Annotated in this window: 9 protein-coding genes; all 9 read right to left on the bottom strand. The window is 39.3% G+C overall.

Annotation, left to right across the window (positions count from 1 at the left end; translation table 11 throughout):
- Nucleotide 1: 1 nt before the first annotated feature.
- A complete protein-coding gene (locus tag NQ163_RS03830) occupies nt 2–1,702 on the bottom strand; it encodes a sulfatase family protein (RefSeq protein WP_268188963.1) in 1,701 nt (566 codons plus the stop codon).
- A gap of 5 nt (nt 1,703–1,707) precedes the next feature.
- The gene (locus tag NQ163_RS03825; protein WP_268188962.1) at nt 1,708–3,150 is read right to left on the bottom strand and encodes a sulfatase; all 1,443 of its coding nucleotides are present in this window, start codon (nt 3,148–3,150) and stop codon (nt 1,708–1,710) included.
- Between the two features lie 19 nt (nt 3,151–3,169).
- The gene (locus NQ163_RS03820; RefSeq protein ID WP_120239164.1) at nt 3,170–4,663 is read right to left on the bottom strand and encodes a sulfatase family protein; all 1,494 of its coding nucleotides are present in this window, start codon (nt 4,661–4,663) and stop codon (nt 3,170–3,172) included.
- Between the two features lie 56 nt (nt 4,664–4,719).
- Nucleotides 4,720–6,216 carry a sulfatase gene (locus tag NQ163_RS03815; protein ID WP_268188961.1) on the bottom strand — a complete coding sequence of 499 codons (1,497 nt, stop codon included), beginning with the start codon at nt 6,214–6,216 and terminating at the stop codon, nt 4,720–4,722.
- A gap of 51 nt (nt 6,217–6,267) precedes the next feature.
- Nucleotides 6,268–7,716: a sulfatase gene (locus tag NQ163_RS03810; protein WP_268188960.1), complete on the bottom strand. Its 1,449-nt coding sequence runs from the start codon at nt 7,714–7,716 to the stop codon at nt 6,268–6,270.
- Between the two features lie 83 nt (nt 7,717–7,799).
- Entirely contained in the window at nt 7,800–9,287 is a 1,488-nt protein-coding gene (locus tag NQ163_RS03805) for a sulfatase (RefSeq protein ID WP_268188959.1), read from the bottom strand.
- Between the two features lie 167 nt (nt 9,288–9,454).
- Nucleotides 9,455–11,068 carry a hypothetical protein gene (locus NQ163_RS03800; protein WP_268188958.1) on the bottom strand — a complete coding sequence of 538 codons (1,614 nt, stop codon included), beginning with the start codon at nt 11,066–11,068 and terminating at the stop codon, nt 9,455–9,457.
- Nucleotides 11,069–11,156: 88 nt separating this feature from the next.
- Entirely contained in the window at nt 11,157–12,707 is a 1,551-nt protein-coding gene (locus tag NQ163_RS03795; RefSeq protein ID WP_268188957.1) for a RagB/SusD family nutrient uptake outer membrane protein, read from the bottom strand.
- Nucleotides 12,708–12,728: 21 nt separating this feature from the next.
- Entirely contained in the window at nt 12,729–15,908 is a 3,180-nt protein-coding gene (locus NQ163_RS03790; protein WP_268188956.1) for a SusC/RagA family TonB-linked outer membrane protein, read from the bottom strand.
- Nucleotides 15,909–16,351: the final 443 nt, after the last annotated feature.

Raw genomic sequence — 16,351 nt, 5'->3', positions numbered from 1 at the left:
TCTATTTCCTCAATTTATTCTCAAAACTCTGTTTGTAGCCAATACGAATTGCAACAGCATGTAAACATTCTCCTGCTTTCAATTGTATTGGCTTTTGATAAACCTGCCAATGCTTCCACGTATTTTTGCTTTCCCCATCACGGGTAACCTGGTAAGCCACCGATGCACCTTTCGTTGCGCAATGTATTTCATAGGCATCGCCCACTTTTTCAATGCTTGGTTTGGCTGTAACAGGTTGCTCCAGATTTGGCCACATTTGCCTTACCAGTTCTCCTTCCGGGATATTTCCCTTATCTCCAACCGCTTTCTGCCAGTTATCCAACTTTGCAGACATCTTAATCATAATGGCTTTGTATTTTGGATCCTGAGCCAGGTTATCTAGTTGAAAAGGATCTGCTTTCACATCATACAATTCCTCAGTTGGCTTACTGGTCCTAAAAAAGAGTTTCTGCTCTTTAGTCAACTCTCCTTTAGCCTCCAAGTCCAACAAACGATTCATCATATCCAATTGTCTGCGATATTTGATATCCTTGTAATAGGACCATTCCGGATGAAAATTCTTCACATACAGGTATTGGGTATCACGAACACTACGAACCATATCATAAAACTCATCCATTCTATCCTTGGAACCATATATTTCAGTTCTTGGTTCTTTGGCTTTGTATGGTCCAAGGAAAGCCTGTCCCTGCATATAGTCAGGAGCCTCAACTCCTGCCAGGGAAAGAATGGTAGGTGCCAAATCGACAAAGGATACCATTTCCCTGTTCACAACTCCTCTATGCTTTTGCTTTGGAAACCTGATTACCATAGGAACCTTCAAACCTGAATCATAAATGGCTCTTTTCCCTCTTGGCAAAGGGCCTCCATGGTCGCTATAGAAAAAAACAATGGTTTTATCCAACAGGCCATCCTCTTTCAACTGCTCCAGGATTTCACCAACCTGTTGATCCATTTCACTAATGTTGGAATAGTTGCGAGCCATATCTTTTCGCACAATGGAATCTTCAGGAAAATAAGGAGGAAGGGCGGGAGCCTTTGGATCTATGCGCAATGAATCGTTTTTCTTCTTCCAAATTTGTGATTCATGCGACACGTTCAAATTGAATACCGAAAAGAATGGTTTTCCTTTGGGTCTGTTTCGCCAATGTGCCTGCGTATCGTTTTCATCCCATGCCGTAATCGGTGCAGCGAACTGATAATCTGTCTTCGCATTATTGGTACAATAGTATCCTGCTTTTCGCAGATATTCAGTAAAACACTTCACCTGAGAAGGAATAACTGCCGAATACTGAGGTACTGAGTTTCCTTTTGGATCTACTATACCCGTTTCCTTATTATAATTCCCTTTGGAAATTCCTGTTATGTCTTTTCCGGTTCTCATATTATGAGTTCCAAGGGAAACAGGATACATACCAGTAATGATAGACGATCGGCTTGGTGCGCAAACTCCTACCGTAGCAAAAGCATTGGTAAACAACACTCCCTCAGCAGCCAGCTGATCAATGACAGGAGTTTTTGCAGCTGAATCACCATAGCAACCCAAATTGGGACTGATATCTTCACAAGTAATCCAAAGAATATTAGGTTGCCCACAGCCTTTCTCCTGTGAGTTTTGGTTTACATCACACGAATGCAAAGCAATTCCTCCCAATAAAAACAACGACCAATGGTAAGTATTTTTAATCAGTTCATTTCTCATCTTTCTTATTCTGCTTCAACATATCGGTTTAAAAGTGTTGACATTTTCGCCACTACTTTTTTCATTTTCGCTTCGTCAACAACGTTCACATTTTCTTCCGGGTCATTTTTATGATCGAATAGCATTCGTTCTGTAGTCTCGCCTTTTTTATTCTTCCATTCTGTATAAAGGTATTGCTGAGTAATTGCGGTCCAGCCATCACCCATTTTAGAATACACCACTTCCTTCCATTTCTTTTTAGGATTCCTCAAAACAGGAACAAAACTTTTTCCCTCCAAATGATCAGGGGCATCAATTCCTGTTAAATCGCAAAAACTAGGGTATAAATCAATCAGTTCAACTAAAGAATTTGTTTCGTGACCACCTTTCATTCCAGGGGCTTTTACAATCATGGTCGTATTCAATGCCTTGTTAAAGTTACTGTGTTTACACCACAACGAATGCTCTCCCAATTGCCATCCATGATCTCCGATTAAACATACAACTGTATTCTCATCTAAATTCAACTCTTTTAGTTTATCCAAAACCTTACCCACCATGGCATCTACATAGCTAACACAGGCGTAATAGCCACGAATCACTTCTTTGGCTTTCTCATCGGTCAAATTCCCCTCTTTTGATGGGATATCATGATAAGCTCTTAACTCCCACCAATTGTGAAGTGATTGTTCAGGTGCATTTTGAGGTGCATGGTAGTTAGTTGGCAGCTCAATTGAGTTCTTTGGATATAAATCGAAATATTTCTTTGGCGCATTAAATGGCAAGTGAGGCTTGATAAATCCCACAGTCATAAAGAATGGCTGTCCTGATTTCTTGAACTTCTTCAGTTTTTCAATGGCTCTGTTGGCAATCTTTCCATCAAAGTAATCCTCATCCTTCACCTCTCCAATTTCGAAGGAATTTGCTCTCCCCTTATTATCCCTGCAAAGGGCAAGATTGTCTTTATCCTGGTAGTCACGCCAACCATCCGGATGATCTTTTCGTTTTTCTCCGTCAGTTGCGTGCCACGGTCTTTCGGTCCACCCTTCAACCATATCAAATCTATGGTGATATACTTTACCTAAACTTACAGTATAATACCCATTGTCCTTAAAAGCTTTTTGAATAGGAACAATATTAGGCTCATCTTTCTCCACACTGCTCTGGTTATTGATATAACGAGTTGCATTCGGACGAAGACCGCTTAATAAGCTGGCTCTTGATGGACCACAAACCGGATAGTTACAATAGGCTTTTCTGAATAATGTACCCTCACTGGCAAGTTTATCAATATTAGGCGACTTAATTTGAGTTTGTCCATAACACCCCAATTGTGGACGCAAATCATCCACCATGATAAAAAGTACATTTTTCTTTTCTGCTTGTTCTGCTTTGTCATTGGCCATAGACTGTGCAGGATTCACTCCTGCTACAGCCAAAAGCCCCATATATAGAAGTTCTTTTTTCATTTCTAAACCTTATCCTTTATTAATATTGATTTTCATGACGATAATCGCCCCAACGATATTTTACTGTTCGCTTTAAAGGAATATTCATACCATCGGTATTTTCCAACCAATCATATAGCTGATTGGCCAAATCTTTCACCAGTTCTTGATGTTCTGGCTTATCAATCAAATTGTACATTTCATCGGGATCATTTTTAATGTCATACAATTCATTTCTATCCCAAACACCATGATAGCGAATGTATTTGTATTGATCGGTACGCAGACCAAAAACGGTTGGGGTCATTGGAAAATCATACTCCCAATAGTATTCATAGAAAATACGATCTCTCCAATTGCTTTCATCACCTTTCAGTAATGGTGTAAATGAATGTCCCGGCATGTATTCAGGCTTATTCAATCCAGCCATTTCCAGTATAGTAGGCGCAACATCAATATTTTGCACCATTTTTTCTATTGTTTTCCCTCCTTTGAAAAGTTCAGGACAACGAACCAGGAAAGGAACTTTAACCGACTCTTCGTAGAAATGTCTTTTATCAATCAAACCATGCTCTCCCCAGCTAAAGCCATTATCTCCCATGTAAATAACCATGGTAGATTCATCAAGATCATGCTCTTTAAGATAATCCAAAACAGAACCAATGCTCTCGTCAACGCCTAGTAATGTCTCACAATATTTCTGCACCATTTCATTAAAATCAGCATTTCCATGGTACATATAATCAACACCATGCCAACTAATGCGCTGCTGCTTTACCCATTCCGGCCATTTTAAATCCTGGTATTCACCATTTTTGGTCTGGTCGAAAGTTGGAGGCAATGTGATTTTTTTTCCTTTGTATCTGCCTTTATGTCTTTTGGCAGGCTCAAATTCAGCATGAACCGCCTTGTGAGATAGATACATAAAAAAAGGTTTATCCTTGTCTCTGTGATCCAACCAGTCGATGGCATGTTCAGTCAACAAGTCCGTAATGTAGGTTGAGTCCTTATACTGAATACGCTCCCCGTTAATATTCAATTCGGGATTGTAATAGATTCCTTGTCCTTTGAAACTTTCCCAATGATCAAAACCCGGCTGTGGTTTATCACCATGGTCACCCATATGCCATTTTCCAAGGAAAGCCGTTTCATACCCTACTTTTTGGAGGTATTGTGGAAAATAAACAAGATTGCCAGGATCTGGTGCATAATTATCTACAATTGTATGACAATGCGAATACTGACCTGTTAAAATAGATGCACGACTTGGCGAACACAAAGAGGTGGTAACAAATGTATTCTTGAAATGAGCACCTTCTTTAGCCAGTTTGTCCATATTAGGTGTTTCCAGCCAAGGTACTTTCCCTGTAAAGCCCATGAAATCGTTACGGTGATCATCGGTCAAAATGAAGATCACATTACGTGGCTTTTGTTTTTTAATTTTTTCTAGCTTTGGCAATTGCTGAGCTTGGGCCGCCATATTAAAGCATAACCCCAGCCCTAAGCCTGCAACTGCATATTTAAATCCATTCATTGATTGCGTTTTTTATTGTAATTCGTTACAAGTCCTTAGTTATTTGTCGATAATTACTAATGACTTTGTACCTTTTTACCTTTCTTGCCTTTGCCTTTTCCCTTCTTCTTGTTTTTGTCCTTCTTTACTTTTTTAAAGGCGTCAATTTCTTTCTTCCAGTTATGAAGGGTTTCCAACATCTCTGCCGTTTTCTCAGGCATTTCTTCACTTAAGTTATTCGCTTCAGATATATCTTCTTTCACATTGTAAAGCTCCACTCGTCCCTGGTCAAAGAATTCCATCAGTTTATAATCGCCCTGGCGAACAGCACTACAGTTAGAATCACCTGTTGAATGAGGTCTTCCTGTTGGCGAATGCCAGAAAAATGCACGATCAGGATTTGGATTTGCCTTGTTTTTTAATGCCCAAACAAAGCTTTCTCCATCAAGGTGAGCTTCAGGATGCAATGGCAATCCGGCCATATCAAGCATTGTTGGGAAAAAGTCTGATCCGATAATCACAGCATCTGTTTCTGTTCCAGCTTTGGTTACTCCTGGCCATCTTACAAGCATAGGCTCACGAATTCCACCTTCATAAAGATGTCCCTTTCCGGCCTTCAATGGGGTATTGGTAGTAGCCAATTGACGCTGATTTGTTCCTCGATTCGACAAACCACCGTTATCAGAAAATAAAATGATAATGGTATTGTCGTACTCTCCCAACTCTTTGAGGGTTTTCACCAAACGGCCCAAACTCTCATCCATGCTGTAAATCATGGCTGCATAAACAGCATTATCCTGACGCATTTTTCTTTGCCCCGTACCCTCGCTGATATACTCAGGTCCATCGTAATGCATTGTTTTTAATTTCTTTCTGAACTTTTTCACATACTCCTCTTTCGCCTGAAAAGGGGTATGAACAGCATAATGCGATACGTAGGCAAGGAATGGTTTCTCTGGTGTTTCCTCATGTTGCTTTTTCAAATACTGAATGGTTTCATCAGTCAATCTATCGGTAAGATACTCGCCCTCTACTCCTTCATCCAATCCATGAATAGGACGCTCCTTACCAGGTTTTCCACTCTTCCTTACATTATATGGATAGAAATAAGATGTAGGTGCTCCTGCGTGACCTCCGCCAATGTTAATTTCAAACCCTTGATCTTCCGGTAAACTTTCATTGGAAGCCAAATGCCATTTCCCGGTAAAATAAGTTGAGTACCCAGCCTCTTTAAATGGCACAGCAAAGGTAGTCTCTCCTCCTTTTAATTGTTTCTCATTTGATCCTGGCACCCAATCTCTAGCCGGGTATTTTCCTGTTATAATAGAATAACGCGATGGCAAACAACGAGGATGACTTACATAGGCATTTGTAAATTTAACCCCTTCCTGTGCCAACTTGTCAATATTTGGTGTTTCGTAGAATTTTGATCCCTGATAACCCGTATCAGTCCACCCCATGTCATCTACCAGGAAATACAATATATTTGGTTTTTCCTTCTTTACAGCCATGGCACCCATGGCACCCAATAATCCAAGTCCTAAACAGGATAATGATTTAAAATTCAAATTCATTATTTAATATATTTTGCAGTTACTACAACTAGTACTTTTATCACTATAAAATTATTCCTTTATATACGCATTCACTTCTTTTTTCCAGTCTGTGAGTTCCACTAAGAGTTCTTTAACTAGTTTAGGATTTTCACCTGCTATATTGTCTTTCTCTTGAATATCTTTTTCCAGATCGTACAATTCAATTCGACCTTCATCATACCACTCAATCAGCTTGTAAGGCCCTTTTCTAATGGCACTACAGTTCTCATCTCCTGTTGCATGAGGGCGAGAGATTGGTGAGTGCCAAAAAATAGCCCTATCCTTTTTTGGGACTTTATCCCTGGTCAGAGCCCAGGCAAAACTCTCCCCATCAACATGAGCTTCCTGTTGTAATGGCAAGCCAGCCATTTCCAGAATCGTAGGAAAAAAATCCGTTCCCGTTACAATTGCATCAGTCTTTGTTCCTGCCTTAGTAACTCCAGGCCATTTCACAATCATAGGTTCCCTGACTCCCCCTTCATACAAATGTCCTTTTCCTGCTCGCAAAGGATAATTGGAGGTAGCTACCCTTCTAGGCCTAAAACCTCTGTTCGACAAACCACCATTATCAGAGAAAAAGATGATGATGGTATTATCAAGTTGTCCCAGCTTTTCCAATGTTTTGATAATCCTTCCCAAACTTTCATCCATGCTGTAAATCATGGCTGCGTAAACCGGATCGTCTTGCCTCATTTTCGTGGTTCCAGTTCCTTCTTCAATGAATTCAGGTGCTTCGTAGCTCATGGTCTTAAGTTTCTGTTTAAACTTATTCACATATTCTTCCTTGGCCTCCAAGGGTTCATGAACTGCATAATGAGATACATATGCCAGAAAAGGTTGATCCGGATGATTTGCAACCTGACTTTCAATATATTCAACCGTTTCTTCCGTAATCCTGTCTGTCAAATATTCCCCTTTGGTTCCTTCATCCAGACCTTCTATCGGATTCTTTTTGCCTGCTTGTTTTCCGTCATTGTAAGGATAGAAGTACGAAATTGGAGATCCAGCATGGCCTCCTGCAATATTGATATCGAAACCTACATTCTGTGGGTATGTTCCTGAGGTTGCCAAGTGCCATTTACCGGCAAAAAAAGTAGAATATCCACCTGCCTTTAGAGCATCAGCCAAACAAACTTCATCAGCCTTTAGCTTGCCTTCATCTCCAGGTCGAAGTTTTCCCTCGCCCGGTCCAGGCATTTGTGCCCTTGCGGGATATTTTCCTGTAATCAAAGAATACCTTGAAGGCACACACCTTGGGTGCGTAGCATAGGCATTTGTAAATTGTACTCCCTGCTCAGCCAGTTTGTCGATATTGGGAGTCTCATAGAATTTTGAGCCTTGATAGCCTGCATCCATCCACCCCATATCATCAACCAGAAAGAACAATACATTTGGTTTTATCTCTTTCTTTTCAGGAGTACAGGCTGGTGTTAATCCCAATCCCACCATTCCGGTAAGCAATATATTTTTGTAATTCATTTTTTTGATTTTAAGACTTAGAAGATATAAAAAACCACAGGTTTAATCTTATCCAAAATTGTATTTCACAGCTCAGTGAGCAATTAATGATTGTACTCTTTTACTGTACTTTTACTCTCCTTCATTGTCATATTCGCATTTACATTCTTGCGCCAGTGCTGAATTAGTTGCAATAGCTCATCTCGCTCTTCAGGTAGCTTGTCGGCAAGGTTCTCGCTCTCCATAATATCATCTTCTACATTATACAATTCCAAAGAATCTTTCAGATAAAAATCGATAAGCTTATACTTGCCCCTTCTTACTGCTGTGCTATTGTAGTCTCCTGTTCTTAATGGTCTGGCCAAACAGTTGTGCCAGTAAATTGCTCGTTGTGGATTAGGGTTCTGTTCTCCCTTCAATGCCCAAAGAAAACTTTGACCATCTAAATGATCCTGTGGGCGCAAGCTCATTCCACTTGCCTCCAGAAAAGTGGGAAAAAAGTCTGTACCCGTAATAAATGCATTACAAACGGAACCTGGTTTTGTCACTCCATTCCATTTTACGAACAAAGGAACACGCACTCCGCCTTCATACAAATGACCTTTACCGGCTCGCAATGGATAATTTGAGGTAGCCAATGGATAATTTGAGGTAGCCAATGGACGAACTTCCGTTCCTGTATTTGATAATCCTCCATTGTCAGAGTAAAATACTACAATCGTATTGTCCATTTGTTTTAGGTCTTCCAATGTTTTCATAAGCCTCCCTAAACTCTCGTCTACACTGTAAAGCATGGCAGCATATTCAGCATTGTCTTGCCTCATTTTAGTATATCCATGACTTTCTCTGATAAATTCTGGCTGCTTAAATTCAATGGAGTCCAATTTCCTTTTAAACTTTTCAATGTACTCTTTCTTAGCATGAAAAGGCTCATGCACTCCGTAATGAGACAGGAAAGCAAAAAAAGGTTGATCCGGATGATTGCCAACATGTTGCTTCAAATACTCAATTGTCTCGGTGGTTAATCTGTCGGTAAGATATTCGTCTTCATGACAATCTTCCAGTCCCAGGATAGGTGTTTTAAACTGGTGATGTGCAGGTGAATTATAGGGGTAAAAATAAGAAATAGGTGCTCCTGCATTTCCTCCTGCAATATTGTAGTCAAAACCTTGATTCTCCGGCATACTTTCTCCTCCCATCGTCAGATGCCATTTGCCAGCAAAGAATGTAGAGTAGCCAGCTTCCTTCAAACCTTCTGCAACAGTTAATTCTTCAAGCTTCATTTTTCCTGGCCCCGGACGGTTTATTCTTGCCGGATATTTCCCTGTCATTATTGAATAACGGGATGGAACACAACGCGGATGGCTAACGTAGGCATTGGTAAATTTTACCCCCTGAGATGCCAGCCTATCCATATTTGGGGTTTCATAAAAATCCGACCCCAGATAATGGGCATCCATTCCCCCCATATCATCCACAAGAAAGTATAGGATATTGGGCTTAACTTCCTCCTGATGAACGGAACAGGATTCTGTAGCTGCCAGCCCCAGTAAGCCAGTTAACAAAAGTGAGGAGTTTTTTATTCGTTTCATAATTAGATTGTTCTGGTCTGTTTTGAAATCACTCCTTGAGATGGATCTCAAAAAAAAGGGTTAAAAAAAAGGAGAGGATGATGGAATAAACCATCCTCAACTCTCCTTTACTTATTTATTTCTTTTCAAGTCATCTTTCCGTTGACCTAAAAAGAGCTTCTATTCAATTATTCTTCAAAAACAGGAGCTGTTTTCTTCACAACTTCAATCTTTACAGCATTGAAGCAAGCTCTTGTAAAGCCTGTTGCTGGTGTAGTAGATGTTACTCTCCATTGCAAGTATAGCTTGTCTTGAGCAGGATCATCAATTACAAATTCTGTTTCGATCTGTTTAAAATCTGTTTTATAATTATTTACAGCCCACTTGTCGCTATTCTCATCAATTAATAAGTTCCACTCCGCATCTACAAAGTTTGAATTGTCAATAAGTTCTGTTTTGGTATATCCAAAGTACAACCTTCTTAATACATTATCCGACTGAATTTTACCAACCGAAGTTTCTCCAAAGGAAACCTTCATTTTTCGGTAAGTGCCATCCATATTAACTTCGCGCAATAATGGAGCATCAATTTCCAGGTTCTTACCAAGATTGAAAGACCATCCGTAGGCAACAAAACCTGTACCTCCATCAGGTGCATGTTTGTATGAGATAAACTCAACTGCAGAAGCATTTAACTTGCTTGTTTCGAAATAGGCATACTGGTCATTCACCGGACGAGCTTCTTTATCCGCATAAGCCGATACATCTATATCATCCATTGCAATCTGTTCCCAGCTATTGGCTACAGAAATGGTAAAGAGTTCATTATAGTTTACTTCAAAACCAGCTTCATCCACTACTGTAATATTGACAGTGTAGTTTCCTTCATTTAGATTGCTGTCTTCTGCCAGTGTAATTTCACCCGAATTGGCATCAATACTTAAACCTTGGATATCGGTATCCTTTAAACTGTATGACAAACCAGTACCCAGATCTTCAGTTTTTCCTCCAATTGCAGTACTAAAGCCAGACCATGAAGAGATCGCTACATTTGTAAACTGTACTCCATTGTTTGTGTAATACAATTGTGGTCGGTCACCTACGGTCAACTCAACAAGGTTAGTAAAGTTCTTAACTCCTTCGTTGGTTTGAACTTTTAGTGACAACTGGTGCACTCCTGCCGGTACATTCTTAGAGGTTTTACTCAATGCTCCCGTTGTACCATTAATCTCGATACCTTCCGGAGCCGCCGTTAATTCATAGCTTAATACTTCAAGGTTTTCATTGTCGCTACTTACTGCAACTGTGGCAAATTCTCCCAACTGTCCGAAAGCCAATTCAAACTGGTTGTTATTGTAAGCAATGGTAAAAGGCAAATCAACAATATCGATGGCAGCAATATTTTCAAAAACTTCTACACCACCAATATGACTAACACCAACGCTAAAGCTGTATCTGCCAAATGCAAGTTCTGAAGCACTCTTACCATTTGTCGAGCTAATCGATATCACTCCTGTTTCAGTATCAATGCTAAACAAATCGGATACAGCACTAATATCTTCACCACTATCGGTACTAACTCCTGCCAAATTAAAAGAATAATCGCCTATGGCAACATTAACATTTGCCTCTGCGGTTTGAATCAACTCTTTTGGTCCTGAGGACACTGTTTCATATGCTGAAAGAACTGGTAAGGATAGTTCTTTTTCTAATGGACTAATTTCACTTGAATCATCACAAGCTGTAAAAACAGGTACAAGCAATGCTGCAAACATGAAATATGTTCGTATATAATTCTTCATTTTTTCAGATTTTTTGGTTAGTGATAAATATGCGTTGGTACTAGCCAAAAACGACCAACACATATTCAATCATACATTCGGACTTGTTTTAATATCCAGGATTTTGATCTGAGGCAGAAATATTAGGATTCGCCGTAATTTCAGACGCTGGAATTGGGAACAACATTGTTCTCGCATTGTCTGCATATTCAACATCTCTTGATTTAGTAAAATTATAGATTGGAGTATTGTTATGCGCGTCAATTACTTTTTCCTTAAAATAGTCATATCCTCTTCTTCGAACATTGAACCAATCGTGTCCTTCTCCTAACAACTCAAAATTGTACTCTGCCATAATTGCTTCTCTGAATTGTTCCTGACTTAAGCCAGTCCAGTCTGTTGGTTCAGCCGTAGGTGTATCTGCCGAATTTCTTGCACGATCCAATACTTCGTTCACATATTGATATGCATTGGCAGGTCCATTCAGTTCATTCTCTATTTCAGCCAGCATCAATAACAAATCGCTGTAACGATATGCTACCAAATTCATATTTGTATTATAATTTAAAGATTCTGGGTTCTTTATGAAATATTTGGCAAGAAAGGGATAACTTTTATCCTTATTCTGTCTGCCTTTGAAAACAGGATAAGTTTTCTGAAGCGTAGCTTTTCCTGTTGAATTGTATTTGTACCACTCTGTCTGGAAAGTTGCTCCAATTCTTGGATCGGCAGAATAAGCTGCTGCATGCTGGTCATACATTTCCACATTAGGCTTAATTCTTCCCCAAACACTTCTCCCCAGGTTACCATTACTGGCCGTAAAAAGTTGTAGGTGACGAAGTGTATTTTCAACATTTCCTGCAATCTCAAAAATGGATTCAGAAGTATAGTTGCTGGTTTCTTCGAACCATAGGCTACGATAATCAGCAACCAATGAGAATTTTCCATACACTTCGATTGCTTCATTGTAAGCCAACTGCCAATATTCTGTTTCTGCACTGGTTTGATTAGCTGCCAGAGTCATATATACTTTTGCAAGTAACATGCTTGCAGCATAAGTTGTAGGGCGACCATCTAGTCTGTATTCATCCAGATTTTCTTTTGCCAATTTAGCATCAGAAATAAGCTGTTCATAAATTTGAGCTGAAGAACTCAATCCTGCATTTACATTTTCGCTGCTGGCAGGCTCGGTACGTAATGGTGCTTTACCATACAAACGAACAAGGTTAAAGTAAGTAAATGCTCTTAGGAAGTAAGCTTGTCCCAACATATCCCTGGTAGCATCTTCACTTAAACTGCTCTTGTTTATACCTGCAATTAAATCATTGCAACGCTCAATGGCTCTGAAACATCCTTTCCAAACATTCTCTACGTAATTTTGAGAAGAGTATGGATTTAAAGCTGCAATATCCTTTAAGTTTGCATCTTTATTGGTGTTGTACATTCCCGAACCCAAATCGGTAAGGTGATGAAAATCTGCACCCCAATAATTAAAATCAGCTAATCCGGAATAGCAACCATTTAAAACAGTATTCGCTCCTTCAATATCCGAAAAAAGCAATTCTTCTGAAGGAAAAGTTGGATCTTCATCTAAGGAACATGCTCCCAACATTGCTCCTACCAAGATGAAAGAAAGTATATTTTTTATCTTTAATTTCATAATTTTTCGTTTTATAGATCCTTAGAATGTTACATTTAAACCAACCAAAAAGCTTTTGGCATTAGGAGTACCTGTCCAGTCAACTCCCATAATGGTTCCGTCGTACATAAAACTTGTTACCTGCGGATCGTATCCACTATAATCTGTAATGGTAAACAGGTTGCGTCCTGTTACATATAGGTTCACTTTGCTAAGACCAAGAGATTCTACCGGAAGATCGTAACCTAAAGTGATATTGCTCATTCTGAAATAGCTGCCATCTTCCACAATACGATCGGTGAACACTTCATTTAAATCGTAACCAACTCTTGGGTGAGAACTGGATGCTGCTCCCGGACGCCATGCTTTGTAATATGCTTCGGAAAGTACATTTTTACTGTTTCCTTCTGCAAATGCAATCTCCATTGAGTTTCCATTGGCAATCTGGTTGCCATACACTCCCTCGAACAATGCACTGGCAGTAAAGCGCTTGTAATTAAAATTGATATTAAAACCATAAGTAAAATCAGGATTTGGATCTCCAATAAAGGTTCTATCCAATTCATTGATATTGCCATCACCATTCTGATCTACAAAAACAACATCACCTGCTACATTAGCATTTCCCTGGTAAGTTGGTCCTTCTGCTGCCGCTGCCTCATTCTGATAAATCCCATTGGTTTTATATCCCCAAAGCATTCCAACAGCTTTACCCTCCATAAAAATATTGGCAGGAGCTTTAAAATATGTTCCTGTAGAAACATTGTTTCCCAGGTAGAATACCTCTTTCGATTCAACTCCATTGTTCCATACCGAAGATGGATCCAAGCCCAATTCAACTACTTTATTTCTGTTAAAGGAGATATGACCACCAACATTTAATGAAATGTCTTTCTTATCGATAATAATTCCATCAAGAGATAGCTCAATCCCTTTGTTTTCAATCTCTCCTCTGTTAATTGGCATTGTTGTAAAACCATTGGAAGAACCAATTTGAATTTCCTGCAAAAGATCTTCTGTTCTCTTATAGTAAACATCTGTTACCAGGCTCAAACGACCTCTGAAAAATGACATATCCAAACCTGCATTGTATTGGGTAGTTGTTTCCCAGGTCAAATCAGGATTTGAAATGTTTCCTGCCACATTTCCGATAGATGTATTATTATTGGAATCTACATAGTATACCGTATTGTAGTTTTTAAGTGTACTATAAGCATCAATGGCCTGGTTACCTGTTTGTCCCCATCCCATTCTTAATTTTAAATTCTCAAAAACGTTTAGGTCTTTTACAAAATCTTCTTCAATCATTCTCCATGCAAAAGCAGCCGCCGGGAAGTAACCATATTTGTTGTCATCGGCAAATTTAGAAGATCCATCGGCACGGAAACTAACGGTAAATACATACTTATCCATTAAACTATAGTTCACACGCCCCAGGAATGAAAGAATTGACTCTTCGGTTGTAATCTTATCCAATGGCTGGGTAATAATACGTCCCAATTCAGGAGCATCTATCCCTAATGATTTAATTGGAAAGTCGGTAACCTCATATACCGAAGCTTCTGCATGACTTCCATCGAAGGTAACACCAACAGTAGTATTGATACGGTGGTTCTCATTCAACTTTGTGTTGTACATCAACAGGTTATCCATTGTATAAGAATAGCGATCAAGGGTAGACATGGCCAATACACCATTTTCCTTCTGTCCTTTAAATACACCTGTATTCCAGAATCTTGACCTGTCTTTATTACGATAGTCCAATCCTCCTTGAATCTTATACTTTAATCCTTTTGCCAATTCGTAAGTAAGTGATGATGAAGCATTAATTCTAAGCTCCTTGGTTTCATCCTGGTAATCAGTAAGCCAGGCATATGGATTTGAAACATCAAGATCTAGGTCATCACTATCTTCATCTCCAAAACCTACAAGTGGAGTATACGACAATACCTGCTTGGTAAAGCTTCGGTTCCCTCCCGATTTACTTCCTGATTGTGCAAAACTTCCATCCTGGTACATCATGGAAACTCTGGTATCCAACTCTAACTTATCAGTTAGTTCGTTGGTCATATTTAATCGAAGGTCTCCTCTTTGAATTTGCGAAGTTTCAACAATCCCTTTCTGATCAGCAAAACCAGCCGAGAAATAATATTTCGACTTCTCACCTCTACCACTAACGGTTACACCTTCGGTATGAGTAATTCCCATTTCATATACTTCATCCTGCCAGTTTTTATCCTCCATAGGATTCTGTGCAATAACCGGAGATTCTATTCCTGTATTAGGATCCGTTACATAGGTAATGTCATACACTTTATTGTCAGGAGAGATATGGAAGTTTACTTTATTTCCTTCCAACAATGCAGTTTCATTACGATATTTCGCATATCCCACACCATCAAGCATGTCTAACTTCTTCGAAATCCATGAAAACTCAACAGAACCATAGGCATTAATTTTTGCTTTGCCATCGCCTTTTTGACCTTGCTTGGTAGTAATTAAAACTACACCATTTGCACCACGAGAACCGTAAATTGCTGTTGCCGAAGCATCTTTTAAAATTTCGATACTTTCAATATCACGAGGATTCAAACCTGTCAACCCATTCTGAGGAGCCTGAAGCTCATTGGCATCTGTTGAAGCATCCAATACATCCTCACCTGCAGAACTAATAATAACACCATCAACCACATATAATGGTTCGTTGTTTCCACGCAAACTGTTTGTACCACGAATACGAACACTTACCGCTGCTCCCGGAGAACCCGGATTAGATACTACCTGTACACCTGAAGAACGCCCTTGCAAAAGAGCATCAACGCTGGAGTATTGTCTGGCAACGTTTTCGGACTCTTTTACTTTTGAAATAGAACCAGTAACATCACGTTTGCGAACTTCACCATAGCCTACAACTACAACCTCTTCCAGTGATTCAGTTGATTGTTGCAATACTATATCAATCACCTTTTGGTTTCCTACAGGAATTTCCTGACTTTCAAAACCAATAAAAGAATACAGTAAGATCGCTTCTGTTCCCGGAACTTCAATCGTGTATTTTCCGTTAATATCGGTAGTAGTACCAACAGATGTACCTTTTACCAATACATTTACACCGGGTAGGGTCAACCCGTCAGTTCCGCTTATTGTTCCTGTTATTTGGCTTTGTGCAAAGGATTGCAGCCCCAAAAACAGAAATAAAAGAATAATTTTAAGTCGTTTCATTGAAATTTAGATTTAATGTTAACAGTTGCTAAATTCGCTATCCCACAATCGAAACGGGTTCATTCATAGTTCTAAAAGCTTAAATTACCGTTCTCTCCATCTTATTCCGAAGCAAACCTCCAATGGTAACAACCTGTTTTTCTGAGCCTAAAGAAGATAATCACTCAACATTCACACCTTCTTCTTAAACTTAAATTGCAAACTACATGTCCTAACCTTTGCCATAAAATAACAAAGGGCTCTGTAATGCAATAAACACCATGGTTTCCAGATTAAAGAATAATACTAAAATCCTTTCTTAACAGCGTTAACATTTCTTTCTGCAACAAAGAAACGAAAATACTTTCTGTTGTCACATACCAGGGTTTAACTATCGTTCTTCAATGGTGTGTTTTCCGTTCTTTTCGCGCTGTTTCTCTGCGAGTTTAAGCTTCAATCCGTAT

It is taken from the genome of Marinifilum sp. D737, assembly GCF_026672275.1.
Lineage (GTDB): Bacteria > Bacteroidota > Bacteroidia > Bacteroidales > Marinifilaceae > Marinifilum.
Note: the sequence above shows the minus strand (reverse complement) of the source record. Positions and strands in the feature narration are given on the sequence as shown.

Coding starts and splice junctions, on each gene's coding strand:
- NQ163_RS03830 (WP_268188963.1), bottom strand. CDS start 1,702: ATGAGAAATGAACTGATTAAAAATACTTACCATTGGTCGTTGTTTTTA.
- NQ163_RS03825 (WP_268188962.1), bottom strand. CDS start 3,150: ATGAAAAAAGAACTTCTATATATGGGGCTTTTGGCTGTAGCAGGAGTG.
- NQ163_RS03820 (WP_120239164.1), bottom strand. CDS start 4,663: ATGAATGGATTTAAATATGCAGTTGCAGGCTTAGGGCTGGGGTTATGC.
- NQ163_RS03815 (WP_268188961.1), bottom strand. CDS start 6,216: ATGAATTTGAATTTTAAATCATTATCCTGTTTAGGACTTGGATTATTG.
- NQ163_RS03810 (WP_268188960.1), bottom strand. CDS start 7,716: ATGAATTACAAAAATATATTGCTTACCGGAATGGTGGGATTGGGATTA.
- NQ163_RS03805 (WP_268188959.1), bottom strand. CDS start 9,287: ATGAAACGAATAAAAAACTCCTCACTTTTGTTAACTGGCTTACTGGGG.
- NQ163_RS03800 (WP_268188958.1), bottom strand. CDS start 11,068: ATGAAGAATTATATACGAACATATTTCATGTTTGCAGCATTGCTTGTA.
- NQ163_RS03795 (WP_268188957.1), bottom strand. CDS start 12,707: ATGAAATTAAAGATAAAAAATATACTTTCTTTCATCTTGGTAGGAGCA.
- NQ163_RS03790 (WP_268188956.1), bottom strand. CDS start 15,908: ATGAAACGACTTAAAATTATTCTTTTATTTCTGTTTTTGGGGCTGCAA.